The 24,795-nt window shown below is 69.3% G+C and carries 17 protein-coding genes; 7 read left to right on the forward strand and 10 right to left on the reverse strand.

The window, feature by feature from the left end:
• Nucleotides 1–80: 80 nt before the first annotated feature.
• The 4 genes from FHT26_RS26495 to FHT26_RS26510 form a co-directional block, all read right to left on the reverse strand.
• The gene (locus FHT26_RS26495) at nucleotides 81–2,717 is read right to left on the reverse strand and encodes an ExeM/NucH family extracellular endonuclease (protein ID WP_168563088.1); all 2,637 of its coding nucleotides are present in this window, start codon (nucleotides 2,715–2,717) and stop codon (nucleotides 81–83) included.
• 184 nt (nucleotides 2,718–2,901) lie between these two features.
• Nucleotides 2,902–7,170, reverse strand: coding sequence for a translocation/assembly module TamB domain-containing protein (locus FHT26_RS26500; RefSeq protein ID WP_168563089.1), 4,269 nt, complete (start codon nucleotides 7,168–7,170; stop codon nucleotides 2,902–2,904).
• 118 nt (nucleotides 7,171–7,288) lie between these two features.
• Nucleotides 7,289–9,106, reverse strand: coding sequence for an autotransporter assembly complex protein TamA (locus FHT26_RS26505; RefSeq protein WP_168563090.1), 1,818 nt, complete (start codon nucleotides 9,104–9,106; stop codon nucleotides 7,289–7,291).
• Between the two features lie 20 nt (nucleotides 9,107–9,126).
• Entirely contained in the window at nucleotides 9,127–10,323 is a 1,197-nt protein-coding gene (locus FHT26_RS26510) for a vWA domain-containing protein (RefSeq protein WP_168563091.1), read from the reverse strand.
• Between the two features lie 153 nt (nucleotides 10,324–10,476).
• Between FHT26_RS26510 and FHT26_RS26515 the strand changes: the two genes are divergently transcribed.
• On the forward strand, nucleotides 10,477–11,145 hold the full coding sequence (locus FHT26_RS26515) for a hypothetical protein (protein WP_168563092.1): 669 nt from the start codon (nucleotides 10,477–10,479) through the stop codon (nucleotides 11,143–11,145).
• Between the two features lie 2 nt (nucleotides 11,146–11,147).
• Here the strand turns inward: FHT26_RS26515 and FHT26_RS26520 are convergent, their stop codons facing one another.
• Both FHT26_RS26520 and FHT26_RS26525 read right to left on the reverse strand, forming a co-directional pair.
• The gene (locus FHT26_RS26520) at nucleotides 11,148–13,163 is read right to left on the reverse strand and encodes a S9 family peptidase (RefSeq protein WP_168563093.1); all 2,016 of its coding nucleotides are present in this window, start codon (nucleotides 13,161–13,163) and stop codon (nucleotides 11,148–11,150) included.
• A gap of 99 nt (nucleotides 13,164–13,262) precedes the next feature.
• Nucleotides 13,263–14,117, reverse strand: coding sequence for an AAA family ATPase (locus FHT26_RS26525; RefSeq protein ID WP_047503055.1), 855 nt, complete (start codon nucleotides 14,115–14,117; stop codon nucleotides 13,263–13,265).
• Nucleotides 14,118–14,242: 125 nt separating this feature from the next.
• Here FHT26_RS26525 and FHT26_RS26530 point away from each other — a divergent pair, with 125 nt between their 5' ends.
• On the forward strand, nucleotides 14,243–14,938 hold the full coding sequence (locus tag FHT26_RS26530; RefSeq protein ID WP_246868123.1) for a c-type cytochrome: 696 nt from the start codon (nucleotides 14,243–14,245) through the stop codon (nucleotides 14,936–14,938).
• A gap of 119 nt (nucleotides 14,939–15,057) precedes the next feature.
• A complete protein-coding gene (locus FHT26_RS26535; RefSeq protein WP_168563188.1) occupies nucleotides 15,058–16,626 on the forward strand; it encodes an ABC transporter substrate-binding protein in 1,569 nt (522 codons plus the stop codon).
• Between the two features lie 513 nt (nucleotides 16,627–17,139).
• Here FHT26_RS26535 and FHT26_RS29585 read toward each other — a convergent pair.
• Nucleotides 17,140–18,978 carry a glycosyl hydrolase family 18 protein gene (locus FHT26_RS29585; protein WP_210427611.1) on the reverse strand — a complete coding sequence of 613 codons (1,839 nt, stop codon included), beginning with the start codon at nucleotides 18,976–18,978 and terminating at the stop codon, nucleotides 17,140–17,142.
• An 83-nt stretch (nucleotides 18,979–19,061) separates the two neighbouring features.
• Complete coding sequence (locus FHT26_RS26545) at nucleotides 19,062–19,493, reverse strand: DUF1841 family protein (RefSeq protein ID WP_168563095.1); 432 nt, start codon at nucleotides 19,491–19,493, stop codon at nucleotides 19,062–19,064.
• Between the two features lie 16 nt (nucleotides 19,494–19,509).
• On the opposite strand from FHT26_RS26545, the gene FHT26_RS26550 reads away from it, so the two are divergent.
• On the forward strand, nucleotides 19,510–20,253 hold the full coding sequence (locus tag FHT26_RS26550; RefSeq protein ID WP_168563096.1) for a sulfite exporter TauE/SafE family protein: 744 nt from the start codon (nucleotides 19,510–19,512) through the stop codon (nucleotides 20,251–20,253).
• Between the two features lie 27 nt (nucleotides 20,254–20,280).
• Here the strand turns inward: FHT26_RS26550 and kefC are convergent, their stop codons facing one another.
• On the reverse strand, nucleotides 20,281–22,128 hold the full coding sequence (kefC, locus tag FHT26_RS26555; RefSeq protein WP_168563097.1) for a glutathione-regulated potassium-efflux system protein KefC: 1,848 nt from the start codon (nucleotides 22,126–22,128) through the stop codon (nucleotides 20,281–20,283).
• Nucleotides 22,128–22,763, reverse strand: coding sequence for a glutathione-regulated potassium-efflux system oxidoreductase KefF (gene kefF / locus FHT26_RS26560; RefSeq protein ID WP_168563098.1), 636 nt, complete (start codon nucleotides 22,761–22,763; stop codon nucleotides 22,128–22,130). The genes kefC and kefF overlap by 1 nt, the downstream gene beginning before the upstream one ends.
• Before the next feature lie 78 nt (nucleotides 22,764–22,841).
• Between kefF and FHT26_RS26565 the strand changes: the two genes are divergently transcribed.
• From FHT26_RS26565 to FHT26_RS26575, 3 genes are all read left to right on the forward strand, one after another.
• The gene (locus FHT26_RS26565; RefSeq protein ID WP_168563099.1) at nucleotides 22,842–23,459 is read left to right on the forward strand and encodes a ParA family protein; all 618 of its coding nucleotides are present in this window, start codon (nucleotides 22,842–22,844) and stop codon (nucleotides 23,457–23,459) included.
• On the forward strand, nucleotides 23,459–23,911 hold the full coding sequence (locus FHT26_RS26570) for a MaoC family dehydratase (protein ID WP_168563100.1): 453 nt from the start codon (nucleotides 23,459–23,461) through the stop codon (nucleotides 23,909–23,911). The genes FHT26_RS26565 and FHT26_RS26570 overlap by 1 nt, the downstream gene beginning before the upstream one ends.
• A 149-nt stretch (nucleotides 23,912–24,060) precedes the next feature.
• On the forward strand, nucleotides 24,061–24,795 hold the full coding sequence (locus FHT26_RS26575; RefSeq protein ID WP_056808059.1) for a response regulator: 735 nt from the start codon (nucleotides 24,061–24,063) through the stop codon (nucleotides 24,793–24,795).

Genomic DNA, 24,795 nt, shown 5'->3' on the forward strand with positions numbered 1-24,795 from the left:
TGCGCCGTTTCAATCGTTGCAGCACATCTGCCGTTACTGAACCCTCGATTGCAGACCTCACTGCCAGGCGCTGCACGGCATCACTGCGCCACGTGGCTGCCGAGCCCGTCGAAGGTGTCGATCGGGAAGCCGGCCCATTCGACGCTCGGGTCCCACGCCGCCGGCGCGCCGGCCGGCACGCTGCCGTGAACGATGCCCGGCTTGCGGCGCAGCGTGCGGTCGAGCGTCGACAGCGTGCCGCCGGTCCACGCGGTGCCCGGGTCGAAGCCGACCTGGCCGAATGCATCGACCACCGTGCCCGATCTCTCGAGCGTCACCGCGTCGTCGCCGTTGAAGTTGGCGACTCCATGCTTCACCGCACCCGGCAGCGTGACGCTGGTCGTGAACGCGGTGTTGATCAGCAGCAGCGTCTTGCCCGACTCCAGCGTGCCGGTCAGCGCCAGCGAACTGGTCGGCGCGACCGCGCCGTTCGCATAGAGCCGCACCGTGTAGGCGGTCAGGTCCACCGTGCCGGCGGTCGGGTTGTAGATCTCCAGCGCCTTGTTGTTGCTGCTGCCTTCGACGTACTCGCTGAAGAACAGCTCCGGCGTGTCGCCGCTGCTCGGCGCGGCGCTGACCACCACCGTGCCGCTGCGCTCGGCGGTCAGGCCGCCCGCGTCGCTCAGCACCAGCTTCAGCGTGAAGCTGCCGGCCGCCGCATAGGTGTGGGCCAGCGTCGTGACGCCGACCGCCGGCGCCTCGGTCGTGCCGTCGCCCCAGTCGACCGACAGCGCGCTGCCGTTGGTCGCCGCGATGCCGGTGATGCTGGCGGCGGTGCCTGCCACCGCGCTGCCGGGCAACGTCGCGGCGAGTGCCGGCACCACCACCGGCGCATCGGCGGTCAGCGTCAGGCCGACCAGCACCGGGTCGTGGTCCGACGAGCGGTACGGGGTCGCGGCATAGCGGTCGTCGGTCTTGAACTCGGTGTTGTAGTCGAGCACCGTCGGCTCGTCGGCGTTGACGTGCCACACGGCGATGCCGTTCACCTGCGCACCCAGCGTCTCGCTCGCGAAGGCATGGTCGAGCGCGCCCGATTCGCCGTTGAACACATAGCTGTAGCGGGCGTCTTCCGGCAGCCGCTTCAGCAGCGCCTCGAAGCCGCCGCCCTCCAGGCTCTTGACCGGGTCCTCGTTCAGGTACGAGTTGAAGTCGCCGACCATCAGCACGTCGGACTCGCCCGAGGCGTCGATCAGCCCGTTGACCCACTTCTGCAGCGCCAGCGCCTGGCGGAAGCGCGAGACGTTCCAGCAGCCCTGGCCCTTGTCGGCATCCAGGTCGTCCACCGAGGCCGGGCACGAGCCCTTGCTCTTCAGGTGGTTGACCACCAGCCAGAAGCCGCCGTGGTTGTCGACCGCGGCGAAGCGCTGCGCGACCGGCGGGCGCAGGCCGCCGTCGACCGCGAAGTCCGGATCGGTCGGAACGACCGCGTTGCCGATCGGCGTCACGCGGGCCGGCTTGTAGATCATCGCGACGGTGATCGCATCGGTGCCCGGCTTGCCGGCGTCGATCCACGCGTAGGTGTTGGCGCCGAGCTTCGCGTTGACCGCGCCGACCAGGTCGGCGAGCGCGGCGGTGCCGTTGTTCTCGATCTCCATCAGCCCGAGTGCATCGGCGTTCAGCCCGACGATGGTCTCGACCAGCTTCGCGCGCTGGCGGGTCAGTTCTTCCGCGGTGTTGGCACCGCGCTGGCCGAGCGTCGTGAAGTAGTTCAGCACGTTCAGGCTGCCGGCGCGCAGCGTGCCGCCGACGGCCGCCGGTGCGGCAGGGCGCGGGTTGGCCGCGGTGAAGGCGGGGGCGGCGACCGGGTGGATGTGGAAGGCATCGGCGGTCCAGGTGACCACGCCGCGCACGCCGGCCACGGTGTCGCCGACGCGGCGCGTGCCGGTGCTGTCGGCGGCCGACAGGTAGGGGATCGGCGTCGGGTTCTGGATGCCGGCGCCGTCGTCCAGCACGATCTTCGCGAGCGCATTGGCGGCGTTCACCTCATCGCGCGTCGCGCTGCCCGGGTGGTTGTTGGCCTGGAACAGCCGGCCGCCGGTGGACAGCACCAGCTCGCCGTAGCGGCCGAGGTTGTAGACCTCCGACACCGTCAGCGTCTGCTTGAATTCGACCAGCATGCCTTCGACCGCTTCGAGGTCGGTGGCGCTGGCCAGCGGCAGCGTGACCTCGCGCGCGGCGATGGCCGGGCCGGCGCCGCAGGTGCTGATCGCGGTGACGGTGGCGAGTTCGGTGAGCCGTTCGGGATCGGTGCTGCCGCTCTTGAACTCGCTGACGGTGCCGCTCGCCTGCACGTAGTCGCCGACCTTCACGTCGGCGCCGCCGGGCGCGTAGACGAACAGGCCTTCGGAGGTCTTCGGGTCGGCATCGGCGACCGGTTGCTGGATGAAGAAGCCCTTCAGCTGGTCGTCACCCTGGAAGTCGGCGGTGACGACGCCGCGCACCGTGACCGCCTGGCCGTCGAACGGGCTCAGTGCGCCGGGGCCTTGCACCGCGGTGATGTCGCGCAGCGTGGTCGGCGCGGCCGGGCAGTCGGGCAGCGTGGTGACCGGCGGATTGCCGCCGCCACCGCCCGGGGCCGGCGAGTCGTCACCACCGCCGCCGCCGCAGGCCGACAACGCGGCCAGCAGGCCGACGATCACGCCGGAGGTCCATGAAGCGTGCCACCTGGAATTCGACATGCAAGTTCTCCCTGTTCACGGAACTTCCGTCCGCAAATTTCGACAAGCAATCCGGCCGACGGGCCGGTCCGGCAAAGCCGCGCAGGTTGACGCGCCGGCGTGTCAGCGTCGTGACACGGGCCGGCGTTGCAAGTTCAGGTCCATGCTTTTGCTGCCAAGCGCACTGCCACCGCGAGTGCCAGGGTCACTGCCAGCGCAGCGTCCAGATGAAGTCCAGCGAGTTGTCCAGCCCCGACTGCGCGCGCAGCGTGAAGCGCTGGGCGATGCGGTAGATCAGCTGCCAGTTGCCGGTGGTCGCGTTCAGGCTGCGTTCGTAGCCGACGTACCAGCGCCGCGACAGCTGCTTGCCGAGCGACACCACCGTCTCGCGCACGTCGGTTGCGCTGTTCGTGTTCTGCGACACCGACAGGTCGTCGATGCCCAGCACCTTCAGCGGGTCGGCGCCGCCGCCTTCGCCGGCCAGCAGCGCCAGCGCCGCGCGCTGCAGCAGCGCGGTGTCGGCCTTGCCCAGCCCGTCGCTGGCGCGGCCGAGCAGCATCCACGACAACTTGTCGATCTCGGACAGGTCCGGCTCGGAGAACAGCCGCACGCGCGGCGTCAATGCGGTGCCGGTGATCGCGACGCCGACCCGCACGTCCAGGTTCGGCCGGGTCGCCTCGATGTCGAGCCGGGGGTTCTCCGGCGTGCCGCTGAAGGTGATGATGCCGCGGTCGATCGTCAGCTTCTGGCCGTAGGCGTTGTAGGTGCCGTCGACCGCGCGCACGCTGCCGTTCAGCGCCAGCTTGCCGCCCGGCGTCGTCAGCTTCAGCTCGCCTTCGAGCCGGGTGTCGATGCCGCGCCCGCGCAGCCGCAGCGCGTCGCCCAGGTTCACCGTCAGGTCGACCGCGACGTTGCGGTTGCTCGGCGCGGCGGCCGGCCCGCTGGCCTCGAGGGCGGCCGTGCGGTTGACCACCACGACGTCGCCCGACAGGCTGGGCGCGTTCGCCAGGCTGAAATCGAACAAACCTTCGTCGACCTTGAAGCTGCCGTCGACCTTCAGGTTGTCGCGGTCGAGATCCACCTGTGCGCGGCCGGTGGTGACGATGCGCCGGTCGACCCGGCCCAGCAGCTGGAAGCGCTCGGCCACCAGCGTCATCTGCGCATGCGGCTTCTCGCCGAACTCGGCGTTGCCGGTCAGCTTGACGGTGCCGTTGCCGGCCCGCGCCTGGAAGGTGTTGATCTTCGCGTTGTCGCCCTGCAGCGCGATGTCGACCTCGCCGTCGGTCACGTTGACGCCCTGCAGGATGTTGCGCGCCGACAGGTCGGAGCCCTTCATGTGGCCGGTGTACTCGATCGCGCCGAAGCGCCCGCCGATGGTGGCGGTGGTGCCGAGCTTGCCGCCCAGGCGCCAGCCGGTGGGCACCCATGCACCCCAGGTGCCGAGGTTCGCGACCTGGGCCTCGAGCACGCCTTGCACCGGCGCGTCGGGCTCGGGCCAGGCGCGCTTCGGCGAGGTGCGCACGACGATCGCGCCGGCCGCCACGCCGAGCTGGTTGCCGGCCAGGCCCTGCGTGAAGTTCCAGACGCCGTCCTGCGCGCTCAGGCCGAGCCGCAGGTCGGTCAGGCCGAGCGGCTGCGTGCCGGTCTCGTCGGTCACCGACAGGTCGCCGCGCACCCGTTCGAGCACGATGTCGGCGCTGAACTCGGCGGCCTGGTGCACGACGATCCTGCCGCCGATCTGCAAGTCGCCGCCCCAGCCGAAATCCGGCTGCAGCCGACGCAGCAGCGGCGCGATCGCGACCGGTTGCAGCTCGGCCTGCACGTCGAGCTGCTGGGTCTGCACGCCTTGGCCGGCCTGCCAGCGGATGGCGTCCCAGCGCAGCCCGGCGCCGAGGATGTCGGCCCGCCCGGCCGACACGCTGGCCCAGGGCGCGTCGCCGGCCTGCACCTCGACGTCGACGTTCTGCGCCAGCAGCCAGGGCGCGCTGCCGGGCTGGTTGCTGCGCACCTCGGCCTGCTGCAGCGTGCCCTTCCAGTTCAGCGGGGTCGACGGCTTGCCGGCGGTGCTGCCGATGGAAGGGCGCAGCGACGAGCCGTCGAACGGCGCGCCGCTCAGGCTGCCGCGCGCGGCCAGCAGCACCAGCGTGCGGCCGGTGGGGGCCGCCGGGGCGGAGGCGGCAGACGCAGCGGACGCAGCCGAGGCGGCCGAGGCGGCCGCGAGAGGCGCGCTGGCGGCCCGCGCGGCCGGCGGCGGCTGCACGTTGTCGACCCAGGCCGGCGGCAGGGCCTTCAGCTCGGTGCGCCAGTTCAGCGTGTGCGCGCGGGCCGTGCCCTGCAACTGCAGCCGGCTGCTGTCGAGGCCCTGGCCGCGCCAGGCGCCCTGGGCGATGTCGGCGGCGAGTTCCAGCGGCGCGTCGGCGCTGGTGCCGGCCTGCCAGCGCAGCTCGGCCTGGCCGACCGCCAGCGCGCCGGCGCGCAGCTTCGCGACCGTGGCCTTGCCCTGCGTCTTCACGTCGGGCCAGCGGCCGGTCAGCTCGGCCTCGCCGTTGAAGCTGCCGTTCAGCCCGTCGAGCAGCCCCGACGCCTGCGCGCCCGGCAGCAGCTTCAGCAGCGGCTGCAGGCGCGCCAGCACCGGCGCGCGGGCGTCGACATGCCAGCGGTCGGCGGCGCCCCGTGCATCGGTGGCGAGCGCGCCTTCGGCGTTCAGCGCGTTGCCGCTGGCATCGAGCTTCACGGTCGCGGCGAACGGCGCTCCGGCGCTCGGGTGGTGCAGCGCAATGTCGCCGCTGAGCGGCACGCCGGCCAGCACGCTGTTGCCGATCACCGCGCTCAGGTCGCCGCGCAGCGCGGCCAGCCGGTCGAGCAACGTGGCGCCGCGCGGGGCCGGCGCGGTCACGCTGTCGGGCACCGTCAGCGCCAGCTCGCCCTTCACGTTCAACCGGTGCGGCCCGAGGTGCCAGCTCGATTCGGGCGGGCCGGGGAACCAGGCCGCCGGGTCGAAGTCGACCAGCGCGCCCTTGGCCTTGCCCTGCCATTGCCCCGTGCCGCGCTCGGCGCCGCCGCTCAGCGTGGCCTGCGCGGCGCCGGCGCTGGCGCGCAGTTCGCGCAGCTCGATGCGCTGCTCGTCGCCTTGCGCATCGACCTTCAGCTGCACCGCGCGCGCCGGCTGCAGCAGCTGGCCCTTCAGGTCGACCAGCGCCTTGAAGCTCGGCGGCCGCGCGCTGCCGTCGGGCAGCGGCGGGTGGGTCTGGCCGGACAGGCTGACCGGCCCGCCGATCGTCATCGCCGGCAGGTTCGGGTCGAGCTCCGCCGGCGCGACCTTGTCGAGCGTCGCGTTCAGCTCGAAGTTGCCGCCGTCGATGCGGCCGGTGCCGCTGATGCTGCCGGCCGGTTTGACGCTGCCGGCCAGCAGCGCCTCGAATGCGGCGAGCTCGAACTGCCGCGGCTGGTCGGCGCGACCGCGCAGGTCGATGCTGAGCTGGCGCAACGGCAGCCGTTGTTCGTCCCAGCGGCCGGGCTTGTCGTTGCGCAGCGTGCCGCGCGCGGCCAGGCCGCCCTTGCCGCCTTGCGCATCGGTCGGTGCGATCGCGATGTTGCCGCTCAGCGCGGTGACCGGTGCGTTCGTCAGCAGCGCTGACAGGTCGAGCGCCTGCGTGCTGGCATCGACCTGCGGCAGCGGCCACGGATCGGCCGGCGCGACGATGGCGGTGGCGTCGAGCGACTGACCCTGCGCGCGCAGCACGGCCTGGGCACTGAAGCGTGCGAGCGGGCCTTTGGCCGACAGGTTCGCGCGCCAGTCGTTGCTGAGCGTCTTCGCCCACGCCGGCAGCGGCGGCAGCGCGGCATCGCTGCCGCTGCCCTGCACGCCGTCGAGCTGCAGCTCGAGCGGCAGGTCGCCGTCGGTGCCGATCTGCGCATGGCCGGTGATCTTCATCGCATCGAGCCGCAGCGTCGCAGCGCTGACGCGGTGCAGCCTGCCGCGTTCGGCGCCGAGTTCGATCTTCGCGGCGATCTCGCGCAGCGGATGCGTTTCCAGGCCCGGCACCAGCAGCGACCCGACCGTCAGCTGGTCGACGTACAGCTCCACCGGCGAGCGCAGCGAGCGCGGCAGGCGCGTCGGCGTGCTGCTGTCGCCCGGGCCGACCTGCACCGTGACGCGCTCGGCCGACATCGAATCGGCATGCACCGCGGCCCAGCTGCGCGGGTAGGGCGTGAACGACAGCGACAGCCCGCGCCAGCGCAGCGCGTCGATCACGATGCGGTCGTGTTCGCCGAGCACGACGACGACCTGCTTCGCGCTGAAATCGCCGACCAGCGACCCGCGCGGCTCGCTGACCTGCAGCAGCGGCAGCGCGCGCACGACGTTGCCGAGCAGCCAGGCGGTGCCGCTTTCGCTGCCGGCGGCCCACAGCGCGGTGCCGACCAGCGCGGCCGGCAGCGCGACCAGCAGCACGAAGCCGGCGATCAGCAACACCGTCCACCAGCGCCGCCGCCGCCCGAGCGGACCCCGTGGAACCGGCTCCGCCGGGCCACTGGGGGCGCCCCCTGGAGGGGGAGGACGCGCAGCGTCTTCGGGGGTGGGTGTCATGACGTCAGAAGGCAATGCCGACGCTCAAATGGAGGCGGTTTTCGTCGACGGCCTGGCCGTGCGCATAGTCGATGCGCAGCGGCCCGACCGGGCTGCGCCAGCGCAGGCCGACGCCGTAGCCGTAGACCGAGTTCACATGGCCCCAGGTGTCGGACGCGTTGCCGCCGTCGGCGAACACCGCCCACCACAGCGAGGGCATGCGCGGCGAGATCGGGCGCGCGATCTCGACGCTGCTGGTCAGCAGGAAGCGGCCGCCGTAGAGCTCGCCGTCCTTGGTCACCCCGAGCGACCGGTAGGCGTAGCCGCGCACCGAGTCGTCGCCGCCGGCGCGGAACAGCAGCGCATCGGGGATGCCGACGTCGGGCTTCGCGAACACGCCGCCGGCCTCGACGCGGGCCTGTCCGTACCAGCGCTGGCCGAGCGGCCAGTAGCCGGTCAGGCGGCCGTAGGTGCGGCCGAACGGGCCGTTGCTGGCGAAGTTGTTCACCGCATAGCCACCGGCCGCCTGGATCGACGCGGTCAGGCCCTTGGTGGGCAGCAGGATGCTGTCGACGTCGCGCCAGACCCAGTTGTAGTTCTGCGAGACCGCGCGGCTGTCCTGTTCGGCGGTGTCGTTGGTCAGCTTGGAGTCCAGCACCTCGACGAAGATCAGCCGCTCGATGTGCTCGGTGTCGAGCGAGCGGCCGACCCGCACGCGTGAGTTCAGCGTGATCGCGCCGGCCGAATCGAGCCGCGAGACGCTGGTGGCGATCAGGTTGCGGTACTGGCCGTCGGTGGGGTTCGACGTCAGGTCGGCGTCCCACGAGCGCAGGTCGCGGCCGAGCTCGAGCTTGTTGTGCAGCTGCGCGTTGAAGCCGAACGGCCGGCGGTGCCGGTGCTCGAAGGTGAAGCGCCCGCCGGTGTTGTCGCTGTAGCCGATGCCGAAGGTGGCCTGCTGCAGCGGTTGCTCGCGCACCCGCACGGTGACCGGCGTCGCGGCGGCCTTGCTTTCGTCGGGATCGATCTCGACCGAGACGCCTTCGAACAGCCCGAGCTTGCCGAGGCGCTCCTGGAAATCGAGGATGCGCTTCTCGGTGTAGGGCGTGCCGGGCCCGAAGTCGGCGAGGTTGCGGATCGCGCCTTCGTCGTAGCGCTGCAGGCCTTCGATGCGGATCTCGCCGAGGTGGAACAGCGGGCCGCTGTCGAGCACCGCGGTGATGCTGGCCTTCTGCGTCGACGCGTCGACGCGCGCCTCGGTGCTCTTCCATTGCGCGGCCGGGTAGCCGTCGGCGCGCAGCCGGGCCGCCGTCTCGTTCTTCGCCTCGCTCCACAGGGCCTGGCGGAACGGGCGGCCGAGCTTCAGCGGCCACTGGTCTTCGAGGCGGTCGAGGGTTTCGCGCGCGGCCGGGTCCTTCGAATCGAGGCCCTTCTTCAGCTCGCCTTCGATCTGCAGGTCCCAATGGTCGACGCGGGTGCGCGGGCCGGCCTGCAGCACCAGCTTGATGACCGGCAGGCCTTCGGCGGTCTCGCTGCGCTCGACGGTGGCCTCGGCGTTGAAGTAGCCCTCGGTCTCGACGAGCGTCCTGGCCTGGGCCGGTGCGGCGGCGGCGAGGCGGTCGAGCTCGGCGCGGGTGATGCCTTCCTGTGTCGACGACTGGAAGCGGCCGAGGTCGAGGTAGGTGGCGAGCAGCGTCTTCAGGTCGTCGGGGGCGTCGACCACGAGCCGGTAGGCGGCGAAGGCCGGCGCGGACGCGGCGCCTGCCGGTGCGGCCGCGGATTCGGGCGTCTTCGCGTCATCGCCTTCGGGCTTGAAGATCGCACAGCCCGACAAGGAGATCGTCAACAGGGACAGCGCGAGCCACCTCATTTGCTCAGCAGCCGCATGGCCCCTTCCAGGCCCTGCAGCGTGAGCGGGAACATGCGCTGGTTCATCAGCTGGGCGACGATCGAGATGCTCTGGCGATAGCCCCAGACGCCTTGCGGTTCGGGGTTGATCCATGCGAATTTCGGGAAGGCATGCGTGAGGCGTTGCAGCCATTCGGCGCCGGCTTCCTCGTTGTTGTATTCGACGCTGCCGCCGGGCTGCAGGATCTCGTAGGGGCTCATCGTCGCGTCGCCGACGAAGATCAGCTTGTAGTCCTTGTTGTACTTGCGGATCAGGTCCCAGGTCGGGAACTTCTCGCTGTAGCGGCGGCGGTTGTTCTTCCACATGAAGTCGTAGACGCAGTTGTGGAAGTAGTAGAACTCCAGGTGTTTGAACTCCGCCTTGGCGGCGCTGAACACCTCTTCGACGCGGTGGATGTGTTCGTCCATCGTGCCGCCGACGTCCATCAGCAGCAGCACCTTCACCTTGTTGTGCCGCTCGGGCACCATCTTGATGTCGAGGTAGCCGGCGTTGGCGGCGGTCGAGCGGATGGTGTCGTCGAGGTCGAGCTCTTCGTCGGAGCCTTCGCGAGCGAAGCGGCGCAGCCGGCGCAGCGCGACCTTGATGTTGCGGGTGCCGAGTTCGAGCGAGTCGTCGTAGTCCTTGAACTGGCGCTGGTCCCAGACCTTCACCGCGCTCTTGTTGCGGGTCTTGTCCTGCCCGATGCGCACGCCTTGCGGGTTGTAGCCGAAGGCGCCGAACGGGCTGGTGCCGCCGGTGCCGATCATGCGGTTGCCGCCTTCGTGGCGCTCCTTCTGTTCCTCGAAGCGTTTCTTCAGCGTTTCCATCAGCTCGTCCCAGCCCATCTTCTCGATGGCGGCCTTGTCCTCGGGGCTGAGTTCGAGTTCGAACTTCTTCTGCAGCCAGTCGAGCGGGATGTCCTGCGTGAAATCGGTGAGCAGCTCGACGCCCTTGAAGTAGGCGGCGAAGGCGCGGTCGAACTTGTCGAAGTTGGCTTCGTCCTTGACGAGCGTGGTACGGGCGAGCAGGTAGAACTTGTCGATGGTGGGGCCGCCGCCGTCCGCGTCGTCGCCATCGATCACACCGGCCTGCAGGGCTTCGAGCAAGGTCAGGTATTCCTTGACGGAGACCTTCAGCTTGGCGGCGCGCAGTGTGAAGAAGAAGTTGGTCAGCATGGCGGGCTGGGAACGGCGTGCCTCGTATTGTGACTTCGTCCGCGCGCACCGTCCGCGTGCGCATACCCCATTGTTGCGGTGCGGCATTCCGGTTGTCCTACGGAGGCTTCGCGCATCATGTCCGGGCCGACACCCCTTGCCTGGCCTTGTGACATGAAGTTTCCGGCGCGCAAGCGAATCCTGATGACGATCCTGATGGCGGGCGGCACCGCGGCCGCGTGGGCCGCGCCGCCGGTGCCGTGCCGCGTCGCGCCGTTCGCCGACGCCGGCGTGTCCGACCGCGAGGCCTTGCTGGCGAAGCGGTGCGGCGGCGACAACATCGACTGGAAGATCGAGACCCCGCGCGCGAACCCGACCGACGTCGGGCCGAGCCAGCTGCGCTCGCGGGTCGAGACCAGCACCACCGAAACGCTGGGCAGTGGCTTGAAGACCTCGTTGCGGATGAGCTGGGCCGGCCTGCGCACCGAGACCGAACCGGGCCTGCGCACCGAGCAGGCGATCGTCGCGGCCGGCGCGCAGGTGCGGCTGGCCGACAGCTGGGCCTTGCAGATGAACCTGGGGCGCGACGTGGCGGGCGTGCCGCGCAACCGCGCCACGTTGTCGAGCGTGTGGCAGCCGCTGCGCAGCGGGACGCTCTATGCCGAATGGGTCGGTACCGGGCCGTCGGCGAGCGAGACCGAGGTCAACCGGGTCGGGGCCCGGTGGTGGCTGGTGCCGCGGCGGCTGTCGTTCGATCTCGGCACCGCGCAGCGGCCGGGGGTGCCGGGGTGGGAGGATCCCCGGTTTGCGGTCACCTGGGATATTTCGAATCTTCTGCGCTGAAGCTACTTCTTGTCGTGAGACGAGAGCCACCCGAAGAACTCCGAATACCAGAGCTTGCTGTTGCGCGGCTTCAGGATCCAGTGGTTCTCGTCCGGGAACCACACGAGCCGCGAGTCGACGCCCCGCGCCTTCAGCGTGTTGTAGTACGCCAGCCCCTGCTGGTCGGGCACCCGGAAGTCGAGCGCCCCGTGGATCACCAGCGTCGGCGTCTTCATGTTCTTCGCGAACGCATGCGGGCTCTGCGAGTTGACCTTGGCCGGGTCGTCCCAGTACCAGGCGCCCAGTTCCTTCGCATGCCAGGTGTAGGCGTCGTCGCTGAACATCGCGGTCCAGTCGAAGCAGCCGGCGTGGCACACATAGGCCTGGTAGCGGCCCGGCTTCACGTGGCCGTTCATCCACGCCACCATGTAGCCGCCATAGCTGCCGCCGGTCGCGAAGACGCGGCCGCGGTCGATGTACGGCGCCTTCAGCATCAGGTCGGTCGTCGCCTCCACGTCCTGCAGCTCCAGCTCGCCCCAGCGGTGCGTGATGCTGTCGAGGAAGCCGTAGCCGAAGCCGCTCGAGCCGTGGTAGTTCACGCAGGCGACCACGTAGCCCTGCGCCGCGAACACATGCGTGTTCCAGCGGTAGTGGAAGGTGTCGCCGGCCGCCGCGTGCGGGCCGCCATGGATGCTGTGCAGCAGCGGGTACTTCTTCTTCGGGTCGAACCCCGGCGGGTAGATCACCCACGCCTGGATCTCGTCGCCCTGCGCACCCTTCAGCCGCACGTCTTCGTACCTGCCCAGCCGGATCGGCTTCAGCAGGTCGTCGTTGAAGCGTTCCAGGCGCTGCGGCGCGTCGGTGGTGCCGTCGATGCCCGCACGGTGCACATGCACCCGCGCGGGATGGTCCATCGCGTCGGCGGCGGTCACGACCACGTCGCCCGCCACGTCGAAGCCCTGCACCCAGCCGCCTTGCGCCACCACCGCGGCAGTGCGCGTCGCGACGTCGAAGCGCCACAGGTGGCAGCGGCCCTGGTCTTCGGCGGTGAAGAAGAGGGCGTCGCCGTCGGCCGACCAGCGGATCGGCGCGTTCACCGCGTGGTCCCACGCCGCGCTCAGCACCTGCTGCTTCACCGGCGCGTCGACGCCGCGCTGCAGCACCGCCGCATGGTCGGGCATCGTGTGGCGCTTGCCCTGGTGGCTCGCGAGGAATGCGATGCGCTTGCCGTCGGGGCTGTAGCGCGGGGCCTCGAAGTCCCACGCCTTGTCCTGCGCGATCACCTCGATGCGGCCGCTGCGCACCGCCACCTCGGCCAGCGACTTGCAGTTGTCCAGCCGCTTCTCCGGCGCCGGGTCGAACGCGAACGCGATGTGGCGGCCGTCGGGCGAGATGTCGAACGAATGCGCGTCGGGGTCGTCGCGCTGCAGCTGATAGCCGCTGCCTTCGAACAGGTCGCGCACCCGGCCGCTCTCGACATCGAGCACCAGCACGTGCGCCACGCGGCCCATCGGCAGGTTGCGGTCCCAGTAACGGTACTGCGCCTCGCTCGTCACGTAGGCGGTTTCCTTGCGGTCCTTGAAGGCCTGGTGGCGCTTGGCCTGCGCCGCGCTGCCGCGAGCATCGGGCCACACCCACGAGACGAACGCGATGCGCTTGCCATCGGGGAACCACTTGAAGGCGTCGACCCCCGGCGCGAAATCGCTGACGCGGCGCGCCTCGCCGCCATCGGGCGCGATCACGTACAGCTGCGGCGTGTCGTCCTTCTTGCCCTGCTGCTCGCGGCGCGCGATGAACGCGATGCGCTCGCCGGTCGGCGACCACGCCGGCTGGCCGTCCTTCTCGCCGGCCTGCGTCAGCCGGCGCGGCTCGCCGCCGAAGGTCGACAGCAGCCACAGCGCCGAGGTGCCCTTGTTGTCCTCCATCGAGTAGCTGCCGACCGAACAGACCGCCTGCGCGCCGTCGGGCGACAAGGCGAGTCCGCCGACGCGCTGCAGCGCCCACAGGTCATCGATGCTCAGGGTGCGGTGTCGGGCCATGTCAGGGGCCGCCTCGTGAGCGGCGTTCGTGGAAAAACGGGATCGCGCGAATCGACGTTCAGCGCGCGCGGGCCGGCCGGAGGCGTCCCTCGGCCAGCGTCATCGGTTGTGCTTCTGCATGAAGACGAGCTTCTCGAACAGCGACACGTCCTGCTCGTTCTTCAGCAGCGCGCCCACCAGCGGCGGCAGGCTGACCTTCTCGTCCTTGCTCTGCAGCACCTCGAGCGGGATGTCCTCGGCCACCAGCAGCTTCAGCCAGTCGAGCAGCTCGCTGGTGCTCGGCTTCTTCTTCAGGCCCGGCAGGTTGCGCACCTCGTAGAAGTTGCGCAGCGCGGCGGCCAGCAGCTCTTTCTTCAGCGACGGGAAATGCACCTCGACGATGCGCTTCATCGTGTCGGCGTCGGGGAAGCGGATGTAATGGAAGAAGCAGCGGCGCAGGAACGCGTCGGGCAGCTCCTTCTCGTTGTTCGACGTGATGAACACCAGCGGCCGGTGCTTCGCCCGGATCAGCTCGCGCGTCTCGTAGACGTAGAACTCCATCCGGTCGATCTCGCGCAGCAGGTCGTTCGGGAACTCGATGTCGGCCTTGTCGATCTCGTCGATCAGCAGCACCACCGGCTGCTCGGCGGTGAAGGCCTGCCACAGCACGCCCTTGACGATGTAGTTGTGGATGTCGTGCACCCGCGCCCCACCGTCGACGTCGGCGAGCTGGCTGTCGCGCAGGCGACTCACCGCGTCGTATTCGTACAAACCCTGCTGCGCTTTCGTCGTGCTCTTGATGTGCCACTGCAGCAGCGGCATGCCCAGCGATTGCGCGACCTCCTCGGCCAGCATCGTCTTGCCGGTGCCGGGCTCGCCCTTGATCAGCAGCGGCCGCTTCAGCGTGGCGGCGGCGTTGACGGCGAGCATCAGGTCGTCGGTCGCAACGTAGTTGTCAGAGCCTTTGAACTTCATGCGGCGCAGGGTTGGAAGGGGTGCGGGCCAGTATAAGGCGGGCCCTATAATCGCCCGCGGTTCGAAGACAAGCCCTCGCCAACTTCAAAAAAGCTGCCATGACAAAGCTGGTTTCCCTGATGAGTCTGACGAAGAATCTGACGAAACTGATCCCGGCGATCGCTGCCTCCCTGGTGCTGGCCGGCACCGCCGCGGCGCAGGACGCGAAGGCCGGCGATGCCAAGGCCGGCGATGTCAAGGCCGGCGATGTCAAGGCCGGCGAGAAGAAGGCCGCGATGTGCATCGGCTGCCACGGCATCCCCGGCTACCAGGCGAGCTTCCCCGAAGTGCACAAGGTGCCGATGATCGCGGGGCAGGGCGCCAAGTACATCGTCGCCGCGCTCGGCGAGTACAAGAAGGGCGAGCGCAAGCACCCGACGATGCGCGCGATCGCGGCGCCGCTGTCCGACCAGGACATGGCCGACCTCGCCGCCTTCTACGAACAGCTCCCGAAAGAGCAACCCAAGCTGGCCGAGAAGGTCGATGCCGATCCGCAGGTGGCCGAGCTGCTGAAGAAAGGCAACTGCGTGTCGTGCCACGGCGAGAACTTCAGCAAGCCGATCGACGGCAGCTACCCGAAGCTTGCCGGCCAGCATGCCGACTACCTGTTCGTCGCGCTGAAGGCCTACCAGACCAACGGCAACCCGCAGATCGGCCGCAGCAACGCGATCATGGTCGGCCAGGTCAAGCAGTTCTCGCATGCCGAGCTGAAGACGCTGGCGCAGTACCTGGCCTCGCTGCCGAGCGAACTGCACACGGTGCCGCAATCGCGCTTCCGCTGAGCCACCTCCCCCGCCTGCAAAACGCCGCTGCCACCCAGCGGCGTTTTTCTTTGGGAGCCCGGACCCCGCGCCGTAGACTGCGGCCTTCCACGCCACCGACCACGAAGGATCGCTTCATGATGAAACGCTGGATTCCGCTGTTGTGCCTGGGCGCGCTGCTGTCCGCCGGCGCCCACGCCCAGACGCTGCGCTGGGCTTCGCAAGGCGATGCGCAGACCCTCGACCCGCATTCGCAGAACGAGCTGCTGACGAACGCGATCAACGGCCAGGTTTACGAGACGCTGGTCAACCGCGACAAGCAGCTCGGCATCGAGCCGGTGCTGGCCACCGAATGGCAGCAGACGGCGCCGACGCAGTGGCGCATGAAGCTGCGGCCGAACGTCAGGTTCCACGACGGCACGCCGTTCACCGCCGACGACGTGGTGTTCTCGGTGCAGCGCGCCCGCGAAGGCACGTCGGACATCAAGGCTTATGCGAACGCGCTCGGCGAGCCGAAGAAGATCGATGCGTTGACGGTGGAGTTCAACCTGCCGGCGGTGAACCCGATCTTCCTGCAGCACGCGACGCTGGTGCAGATCATGAGCAAGACCTGGAGCGAGAAGAACAAGGTCACGAAGCCGCTGGACTTCAAGAACAAGGAAGAGAGCTATGCCTCGTTCAACGCGAACGGCACCGGCCCGTACATGCTGGTCTCGCGCGCGCCCGACGTGAAGACCGTCTTCAAGCGCAACCCGGCGTGGTGGGGCAAGTTCGACGGCAACGTGCAGGAGGTGGTGTACACGCCGATCAAGAGCGACCCGACGCGTGTCGCGGCGCTGCTGTCGGGCGAGATCGACTTCGTGCTCGACCCGGCGCCGCAGGACGTGGCGCGGCTGCGCAACACGCCCAGCGTGAAGGTGATCGACGGGCCGGAGAACCGCATCGTGTTCATCGGCATGGACCAGAGCCGCGACGAGCTGCTGTACGGCAGCGTGAAGGGCAAGAACCCGTTCAAGGACCAGCGCGTGCGCCGTGCGCTGTACCAGGCGGTCGACATCGAGACGATCCGCACCAAGCTGATGCGCGGCCAGGCGGTGCCCACCGGCGGCATCACGTCGTCGCCGCTTGGCGCGTACAACGACCCCGAGATCGAGAAGCGGCTGCCGTACGACCTGGAAGGCGCGAAGAAGCTGATGGCCGATGCCGGCTATGCGCAGGGTTTCGAGGTGACGCTGGACTGCCCGAACAACCGCTACATCAACGACGAGGAGATCTGCCAGACGCTGGCGTCGATGTGGGCGAAGCTGAACGTGAAGATCCGCGTCAACGCGATGCCGCGTGCGACCTATTTCCCGAAGGTGCAGAAGTTCGACACCTCGATGTTCATGCTCGGCTGGGGCGGCTCGATCACCGACGCCGAGGTCACGCTGACGCCGGTGCTGCGCAGCCGGGGCGAGGGCGGGGTGGGAGCCTGGAACTTCGGCGGCACGAAGGACGCGAAGCTCGACGAGCTGGCTGCTGCGTCGAGCAAGGAAGCCGACCCGAAGAAGCGCGAGCAGCTGATCAAGGCGGCGCTTCGGGAGCACAACGAGCAGGTGCTCAATATTCCGCTGCACCGGCAGGTGATTCCGTGGGCGGCGCGCTCGAATGTCGAGGTGGTGCACCGGGCGGACAACTGGCTGGAGTGGAGGTGGGTCACGATCAAGTGAACACTGCGTTGGGGCTTCTCTTCACTGCGTGAGGCTGCGCCGGGTCTCGCCCCGGCGGGCGAGTCACTTTCATTTGTCTTGCCAAATGAAAGTAACCAAAGCAAAGGCGCTTGAACCCGAACACCATACGGTTCGTTCTGCACGCTGCGGACAACACGGCCACGCCGCTATAACCCCACCGTGGTTGGGATTGTTGTGCGTTCTTCCCATCCAGCTCGCTGCGCATCGCCTGGGCCCGAAGTGGCATTCGGGCTGCGTAGCCCGAAGCGGGGCGTGTGAGGAAAAAGGAAGGGCAACAATCCCAACCAAGCCACGATGTGCAGCGGCGTGGCCGTGTTGTCCGCAGCGTGCAGAACGAACCGTATGGTGTGTGTTGAGGCGCTTTGCTTTGGTTACTTTCATTTGAGCCAGCAAATGAAAGTGACTCGCCCGCCGGGGCGAGACCCGGCAATGCCACCCGAAGCGAGACCCGGCAATGCCACGCAGGGCGAAACCTGCCCCCCAGCCCAGCGTTCAGCGCCCCGTCACCTGCACCTCGTTGACGATCGCACTCCAAGATTGCGGCCCCGTCTTGCCCGAGACACGCACGCCGAGCACGCCCGCCAGCGGCGTGCCGCTGAACGCGTAGCTCGCACCGCCGGCGGCCGCGCTGTTCGGATACGCCGGCGCGATCGCCCAGCCCGATTCGAGCCAGCGCGTGCCGTCGGTCGTGTACTGCAGGCTCACGCCCGATTCGAAATAGCCGTTGCCGTAGCTGTCGACCGCGCCATTGACGAACGCGACCTTCGAGACCGTCTTCGCGGCGGTCCAGGTGACGCCGGCCGCCTCCCACTTGCCGGTCTCGCCTTCGCCCGCGGCATTCAGCGTGACGCCGGTGGCCAGCTTGCCGTCGTTGATGCCGGCGCGCGCCTGGCGGTTCGCGTTCGACAGCGCCGTCGTGCCCTTGGTCCACACCTGGCCGGTGCCGCTCGCCTCGATCTGCGTGTCGCCGCTGCCGCCACGCACAGTGAACGCGGCGCGGATCGAATGGCCGGCCTGCACGTCGGCGAAGGTGTAGCTCGACACCGCACCGACCGCCGCGCCGTCCACCGTCACCGCGCCGATGTCGTAGCCGGCATTCGGCACGATGCTGAAGCCCTGGCTGCGGCCTTGTTGCACCTGCACCGCACCGCTCGGCACGATCGTGCCGCCAGTGCCGGCCGACGCGTCGATGCTCAGCGGCGCGGTCGCGCCGTTGTCCAGTCCAGCCTTCACCGCCGACCAGAAGCTCGCGTCTTCATAACCCATCGCCCACACGCTGGTGCCGGCCAGCCCGTAGGCATTCACCAGCGCGGTCTTGGCCTGGATGCTCTGCGCATCGTCGTACCAGAGCGTCGGCTGTTTCGTCGAATTGCTCCATTCGGTGCCGTCCGGCTGCTTGCGCACCGTGCCCCAGGTGGCATAGGGCGTGGCCGACGCCGCATCGCGCTGCAGCACCGCACCGGCATGCGAGGCCAGCACGGCCGGGTAGCTCGACCAGTGCACCACCTGGTTGGTGCTGTAGTCGTAGCCGTAGCTCGGCAGGCCGGCCAGCACCTTCGACGCCGGCACCCGCGACACGGTGTACGACAGGATGGCCTTCTGCCAGTCCAGCCCCGATTCCGGACCCGGCCACACCTCGCCGTTGAAGCCGCTGCTCGCCCAGCCCGGACCGACCTCGTCGTAGGTCATCACCTGGAAGTAGTCGACCGCGGCGCCGATCGCGCTGTAGTCGTAGCCGGTCAGGTAGTCCGGTGCCTTGTCGCTGGTCTTCGGCGGCACGCTGATCACCAGCTTCAGCCCCTGCGCATGCAGGCCGGCGGCGAGCGATGCGATGAACGCGCTGTGGTTCGCCTTGTCTGCCGGCTGCACCGCCTCCAGGTCGATGTCGATGCCGGCGAAGCCGTTCGCGGTCGCGAGGTTCACCAGGTTCGTCACCGCCTTCGTACGGCTGCTGGCGCTGGCCAGCACCGCCTTCGAGATCGCGGGGTCGAAGCCCCCGGTGTCGTTGCTGTAGTCGGAGACCGTCGGGTACAACGGCAGCCCCTTCGACTTCGCGAAGCTGATGATGCTGCGCGTCGTGTTCGTCATGCCCTCGGTACCGACCGTGCCCGCGGCAGTCAGGTTGTAGGCCGAGCCGAGGCCGACGGCGCTCAGTTGCGCGTGGTAGGCCTGCAGGTTGGTGTACGACTGGCCGATCTGGCCGTCGGTGTAGGCCAGCACGAACGGCGCGGCGTCGGCCTGCGACGTGGCGACAAGGCACGCGAAGCTGACGCAGGCGAGCCCGGCGACGAAGCCGGCGCGGTGGGGGCGGAGGTGTGAAAGGGCTTTCATCAGCCGATGGTGGCTCATCTCCGCGCCGACAGTTGTCAGCAAACCGTAGCGTTGGTAACGCCGTGGCGGCCCCCGGCCGGCGATCAGCGCGTGGCGCGGCGGCGCACGCAGTCGATGTACTTGTGGCCGTCGGGCGGCAACCCGCTGCGCTGCGACGCCCAGATCATTTCGCCGAGGCACTCCATCATTTCGTGCTGCGCCTCGTGGGCCGAGCCCCGCTTCGCGGCGAGCAGCGCATAGGCCTGCTTGATGCCGGTCGGCTGGTCGATGCTGACCTGCTCGCTGATCGACAGGTGCATCGACAGGTGCAGGAAGGGGTTGGTGCGGCCGTCTTCGACTTCGTAGACCTTGGCCAGCGCGGCGGCCTCGTCGGCCAGTTCGGCGTGGTACTCCGGGTGGTTCGCGATCCAGTCGCCGGCCACCGCCTCCATCGGCGTCAGCGGCAGGCCGTCGCGCTGCTTGCGGAAGGTCTCGCAAAAGAATCGCCGGACGTCGTGCTGGGTCGGTGCAAACATCCGAGAATTCTCGCCGATGATCACCGACCCCTGGTTCTACGCGGCCGCCATTCCCGCGGTGCTGCTGATGGGCTTGTCCAAGAGCGGCTTCGGCGCCGGCTTCGGCTCGCTCGCGACGCCGCTGATGGCCTTGTCGATCACGGTGCCGCAGGCCGCGGCCATCATGCTTCCGCTGCTGCTGGTGATGGATGCCGTGGGCGTGAAGGCGCTGTTCCAGCAGCGCGACAAGGCGCTGATCCGGCTGCTGCTGCCGGCCGGGCTGCTCGGCACGCTGCTGGGCACGTTGTCGTTCGGGCTGCTGCCGCCGAAGACGGTGGCCGGCATCGTCGGCGCGCTGACGCTGCTGTTCCTGGCGCAGCGGCTGCTGTTCCCGCCGCGCGCCGATGCGCCGCCGCCGCCGCGCTGGCTCGGCTTCGGGCTCGGCATCGCGTCGGGCTTCACCAGCTTCGTCGCGCACGCGGGCGCGCCGCCTGTCAGCGCCTACGTGCTGCCGCTGCGGCTGCCGCCGATGATCTTCACCGCGACGATGGCCACGTTCTTCGCGGTCGTGAATTTGTCGAAGTGGATCCCGTATGCCTTCCTCGGGTTGATCGACCTGCGCAACCTCGGCACCTCGCTGGTGCTGATGCCGTTCGCGCCGGTCGGCGTGTGGATCGGCATCCGGCTCGCGAAGCGGATCCAGCCGACGCTGTTCTATCGGCTGGTGTATGTGGGGATGTTCCTGACCGGGGCGAAGCTGCTGTACGACGCGTTGGTGTGATGCCAATCCGGGGATCGTTCTCCACTTTTACGTGGTTTCTTCCTCCGGCTTCTCCGCAGCACCGCCCCACCCGGCGCGCTGCTTGCGATCCAGCGCCGCGGCGCGCTCCTGCGCGAACAGCGTCTCCAACTGCTGGCGCCCTTCCTTCGCGACCGCGATCAGCCGCTCCTGGTCGCGTGCATGCGGGCGCATCGCCTCCAGCTGGTCGATGCTGTGGCGCCGGAAACGCAGCGCCAGGTTGCGCGCCTGGTGCGGTTGCCAGCCCAACAGCTCCAGCGCGCTGCGCGCCGTCATCAGCGCCGAATCGAGCGTCTCGCGTTCGATCAGCGTGACGCCCAGTTCGCGCAGCCGGTAGTAGTGCCGCACGTTGCGCGCCCGCGCCACGATCGTCAGCTGCGGGAAGTTCTCGCGCACCAGCGTCGCCACCTCCACGCTCTGCTCCACGTCGTCGATCGCCAGCACCAGCACCTTCGCGGTCGCGGCGCCGGCGGTGCGCAGCAGGTCGAGCCGCGTCGCGTCGCCGTAGAACACCGGCCAGCCGAAGCGGCGCAGCGCCTCCAGCGCTTCGGCGTCATGCTCCAGCACGGTCGGCGTCAGCCCGTTGGCGAACATCATCCGGCCGACGATCTGCCCGTAGCGACCGAAGCCGGCGATGATCACCGACGCGTTCTGCTGCTCGCTGAGCTCGGGAATGTCGTTGCGCTTCTGGCCCGCCAGCGTCGGCGTCCACCAGCGGTCGGCCGCCACCAGCAGCAGCGGCGTCAGCAGCATCGACAGGGCCACCGCCGCGACCAGCAGCGACGACGTCGGCGCATCGATCACGCCGGCCTGCGCTGCGGTCTGGAACACGACGAAGCCGAACTCGCCGCCCTGCGCCAGCAGGATGATGAAGACCGGCCGCTCGGCCTTCGGCAGCGGCATCGCGCGGCCCATCGCCCACAGCACGGCGGCCTTCACCGCGAGGAAGCCGCCGACGATCAGCGCCACCAGCAGCGGCCGCTGCATCACGACCGAGAAGTCGATGCTCATGCCGACCGCGATGAAGAACAGCCCGAGCAGCAGCCCCTTGAAGGGCTCGATGTCGGTCTCGAGCTCGCGCCGGTATTCGCTTTCGGCCAGCAGCACGCCGGCCAGGAAGGCGCCGAGGGCCATCGACAGCCCGACCGTCTGCATCAGCGCCGCGGTGGCCAGCACCAGCAGCAGCGATGCGGCGGTGAAGATCTCGGGCGTCGCGCTGCCGGCGATCCAGCGCAGCGTGGGCCGCAACAGCAGCCGCCCGCCGAGCACGATGATCGCGATCACCCCCAGCGCCTTGGCGGCGCCGAGCCAGAAGCTGCCGTGCTCCGGCGCATCGGACGCCGCGGCCAGCAGCGGCACCAGCGCAAGGATCGGGATCGCCGCGATGTCCTGCAGCAGCGCCACGCTGAGCAGGCTCTGTCCGGAGGTCGTCGCCATCAGGTTGCGCTCGCCGAGCACGCCCAGCCCGATCGCGGTTGACGACATCGCGAGGCCCAGCCCGCCGACCACCGCCAGCTGCCACGGTACGCCGGCCGCCACCGCGGCGCCGAGCAGCAGCGCCGCCGAGCCGAACAGCTGCGCGCTGCCCCAGCCGAAGATCGGCTTGCGCAGCGACCACAGCCGCTTCGGCTCCAGCTCCAGCCCGACCAGGAACAGCATCAGCACCACGCCGAACTCGGCGAAATGCAGCATGTCCTGCGGGTCGGTCACCAGCCGCAATCCCCAGGGCCCGATCAGGATGCCCGCGGCCAGGTAGCCGATGATCGATCCCAGCCCCAGCTTCTTCGCGACGGGCACCGCGATCACCGCGGCGCCCAGGTACACCAGCCCGCCCGTCAACCAGCTGCCGTGCTCCATCAGGCGCTCTCCACCAGGGCGGCTTCCACCGCGTCGGCCGGGCGTGCCGATTCGGGCACCTCGCAGTCGATGCAATCGTCCAGCCCGGCCAGCTCCGGCCAGTCGGGGTAGCTGCCCAGCCGGTGCACGAAGGTGTCGGCATGCGCCTGCAGCTCGGCCGCGCCGACGCGGTGCGCGCCGTGCAGCACCAGCGGCGGCAGGAAACGCATGCCGCACAGCGCCGCGGTCTGCTCGTACGGCGGCAGGAAGGCGTCGAAGTGGTAGCGGTTGTAGCTGTCGGGGCGGTACGAGTCGTCGGGACCGCCGGTGGACGACACCAGCCACAGGTCCTTGCCGCGCAGCGCATGGCCGTCGGGTCCGTAGGCCCAGCCGAAGCCGAGCACTTCGTCGACCCACAGCTTCATCAGCGGCGGCATGCTGTACCAGTGGATCGGGTGCTGCCAGACGACGAGCTTCGCCTGCACCAGCAGCGCGCGTTCGGCCTCGATGTCGATCAGGTAGTCGGGGTAGAGGCGGTACAGGTCGCGCACCGTGGCGTGGCCGGATTTCTTGGCCGCCTTGTAGAGCGTGCGGTTGACGCGCGACTGCTCCATCTGCGGATGGGCGGTCAGGACGAGGACTTCCGATGGGTTCATGGCGGGGTAAGTATTGGGTGCCCAACAACGATAGTGTTCGTTAACATAACCGCAAACAAGGATCGTCAGGAGCATTGCATGCCAGTGATCGTGGTGGCCAATCCGAAGGGCGGGGTCGGAAAAAGCACCTTGTCCACCAACATCGCAGGGTACCTGGCCCAGGCGGGCCATGCGGTGATGCTGGGCGATGTCGACCGCCAGCAGTCGGCCCGCACCTGGCTGTCGCTGCGGCCCGCGAACCTGCCCACGATCGCCGGCTGGGAACTGAACCACGACGAGATCGTGCGCCCGCCGAAGGGCACGACCCACGCGGTGCTCGACACCCCCGCCGGCCTGCACGGCAAGCGGCTCGACGAGGTGATGAAGCTGGCCGACAAGGTGCTCGTGCCGTTGCAGCCCAGCATCTTCGACATCCACGCGACGCACGCGTTCGTGCGCGAGCTGCTGGCGCGGCGGCGCGGCGACAAGGTGTCGATCGCGATCGTCGGCATGCGGGTGCGCGACGGCACCATCTCGGCCGACCAGCTGCGCAGCTTTCTCGAGACGCTGCAGGTGCCGCTGCTCGGCTTCCTGCGCGACACCCAGAACTACGTGCACCTGGCCGCGCGCGGCCTGACGCTGTGGGACGTGGCGCCAAGCCGCGTCGAGCGCGACCTCGAACAATGGCAGCCGCTGCTGCAGTGGCTGGAGGCCTGATGAAACGTTTCGAGAAGCTGGCCGACCTGCAGGCCCTGGTGGGCCAGGACATCGGCCTGAGCGGCTGGATCGAGGTCGACCAGCGCCGCATCGACCGGTTTGCCGAGGCCACCGGCGACCACCAGTGGATCCACGTCGACCCGGCGCGCGCGGCCGCCGGGCCGTTCAGGACCACCATCGCGCACGGCTTTCTCACGCTGAGCCTGCTGCCGGAGATGTTCGCCTCGGCCTTCGAGGTCGGCGACACCCGCATGGGCGTCAACTACGGGCTGAACCGGGTGCGCTTTCCGGCGCCGGTGCCGGTGGGCAGCCGGCTGCGCGGCAGCTTCAAATTGATGGCCTACGAGGCGCTCGAGGGCGGCGCGCAGCTGACGATCGAGGTCACGATGGAGCGCGAGGGCTCGGCCAAGCCGGTGTGCGTGGCGGAATCGCTGACACGGCGCTACCTTTGACACGAGCGCTGACACGGCGGTGCCGTTTCACCCTCTTCAGGGGGGGCGGGGCGGCCCGGGCGCTCGGCTAGCATCGGCGCTTTGCCTCGGGCCGACGCTCGGTCTCGAGCCGAGGTCTCACGCCGAGACTGCACGAAAGGGATGTCGCGATGAAAGTGCTGCTGGTCGATGACCATCCGTTGATCCTGTCGGCCTTGCAGACCGTGATCCAGGGCCTGGGCGATCACGTCAGCGTGGTCGGCGCCGGCAGTGCCCGCGCCGCGCGCGAGACGCTGGCCGCCGACAACGACTTCGACCTGGTGCTGCTCGACCTGCACCTTGGCGACGCCGACGGCTTCGACCTGCTGGTCGAGTTCCGCAGCACCTACCCGGCGCTGCCGGTGGTGGTGGTGTCGGCCTCCGACCGCGCGAGCGACGTGATCCGCTCGATCGACCTGGGCGCAATGGGGTTCGTGCCGAAGCGCGCCTCCAACGAAACGCTGTTCGATGCGCTGCGCATGGTGATGTCCGGCGGCATCTACGTGCCGTCGATCAGCATCGGCAACGACCGGCCGTCCGAACGCGCGCAAGACTCGCCGTGGGGCAGCGTGCCGACGGCGGTCAACCAGATCGGCGAGGCGGCGCGCGGCGGCGGCTTCCAGCAGCATCCGTCGATCGCATCGCTCGGCCTCACGCCGCGCCAGACCGATGTGCTGGCGCTGCTGCTGCAGGGCAACCCGAACAAGCTGATCGCCCGCGAGCTGGGGCTGTCGGTCGAGACGGTGAAGGACCACGTGGCCGCGGTGCTGCGGGTGCTGAACGTCAGCTCGCGCACGCAGGCGGTGCTGGCGGTGAGCCAGATGACGCAGGCGCACGGCGGGTTCTCGGCTTGGCGCAAGAGCTGA

Origin of the sequence: Rhizobacter sp. SG703 (assembly GCF_012275445.1) — a bacterium.
Taxonomy (GTDB): Bacteria; Pseudomonadota; Gammaproteobacteria; order Burkholderiales; family Burkholderiaceae_C; genus Rhizobacter.

What these genes read in the sequence shown, in the direction of transcription:
- FHT26_RS26520 (WP_168563093.1), bottom strand. Translation starts at nt 13,163, where the DNA reads ATGGCCCGACACCGCACCCTGAGCATCGATGACCTGTGGGCGCTGCAG.
- FHT26_RS26565 (WP_168563099.1), top strand. Translation starts at nt 22,842, where the DNA reads ATGCCAGTGATCGTGGTGGCCAATCCGAAGGGCGGGGTCGGAAAAAGC.
- FHT26_RS26495 (WP_168563088.1), bottom strand. Translation starts at nt 2,717, where the DNA reads ATGTCGAATTCCAGGTGGCACGCTTCATGGACCTCCGGCGTGATCGTC.
- FHT26_RS26550 (WP_168563096.1), top strand. Translation starts at nt 19,510, where the DNA reads ATGATCACCGACCCCTGGTTCTACGCGGCCGCCATTCCCGCGGTGCTG.
- FHT26_RS29585 (WP_210427611.1), bottom strand. Translation starts at nt 18,978, where the DNA reads ATGAAAGCCCTTTCACACCTCCGCCCCCACCGCGCCGGCTTCGTCGCC.
- kefF (WP_168563098.1), bottom strand. Translation starts at nt 22,763, where the DNA reads ATGAACCCATCGGAAGTCCTCGTCCTGACCGCCCATCCGCAGATGGAG.
- FHT26_RS26570 (WP_168563100.1), top strand. Translation starts at nt 23,459, where the DNA reads ATGAAACGTTTCGAGAAGCTGGCCGACCTGCAGGCCCTGGTGGGCCAG.
- kefC (WP_168563097.1), bottom strand. Translation starts at nt 22,128, where the DNA reads ATGGAGCACGGCAGCTGGTTGACGGGCGGGCTGGTGTACCTGGGCGCC.
- FHT26_RS26575 (WP_056808059.1), top strand. Translation starts at nt 24,061, where the DNA reads ATGAAAGTGCTGCTGGTCGATGACCATCCGTTGATCCTGTCGGCCTTG.
- FHT26_RS26535 (WP_168563188.1), top strand. Translation starts at nt 15,058, where the DNA reads ATGAAACGCTGGATTCCGCTGTTGTGCCTGGGCGCGCTGCTGTCCGCC.
- FHT26_RS26525 (WP_047503055.1), bottom strand. Translation starts at nt 14,117, where the DNA reads ATGAAGTTCAAAGGCTCTGACAACTACGTTGCGACCGACGACCTGATG.
- FHT26_RS26515 (WP_168563092.1), top strand. Translation starts at nt 10,477, where the DNA reads ATGAAGTTTCCGGCGCGCAAGCGAATCCTGATGACGATCCTGATGGCG.
- FHT26_RS26510 (WP_168563091.1), bottom strand. Translation starts at nt 10,323, where the DNA reads ATGCTGACCAACTTCTTCTTCACACTGCGCGCCGCCAAGCTGAAGGTC.
- FHT26_RS26545 (WP_168563095.1), bottom strand. Translation starts at nt 19,493, where the DNA reads ATGTTTGCACCGACCCAGCACGACGTCCGGCGATTCTTTTGCGAGACC.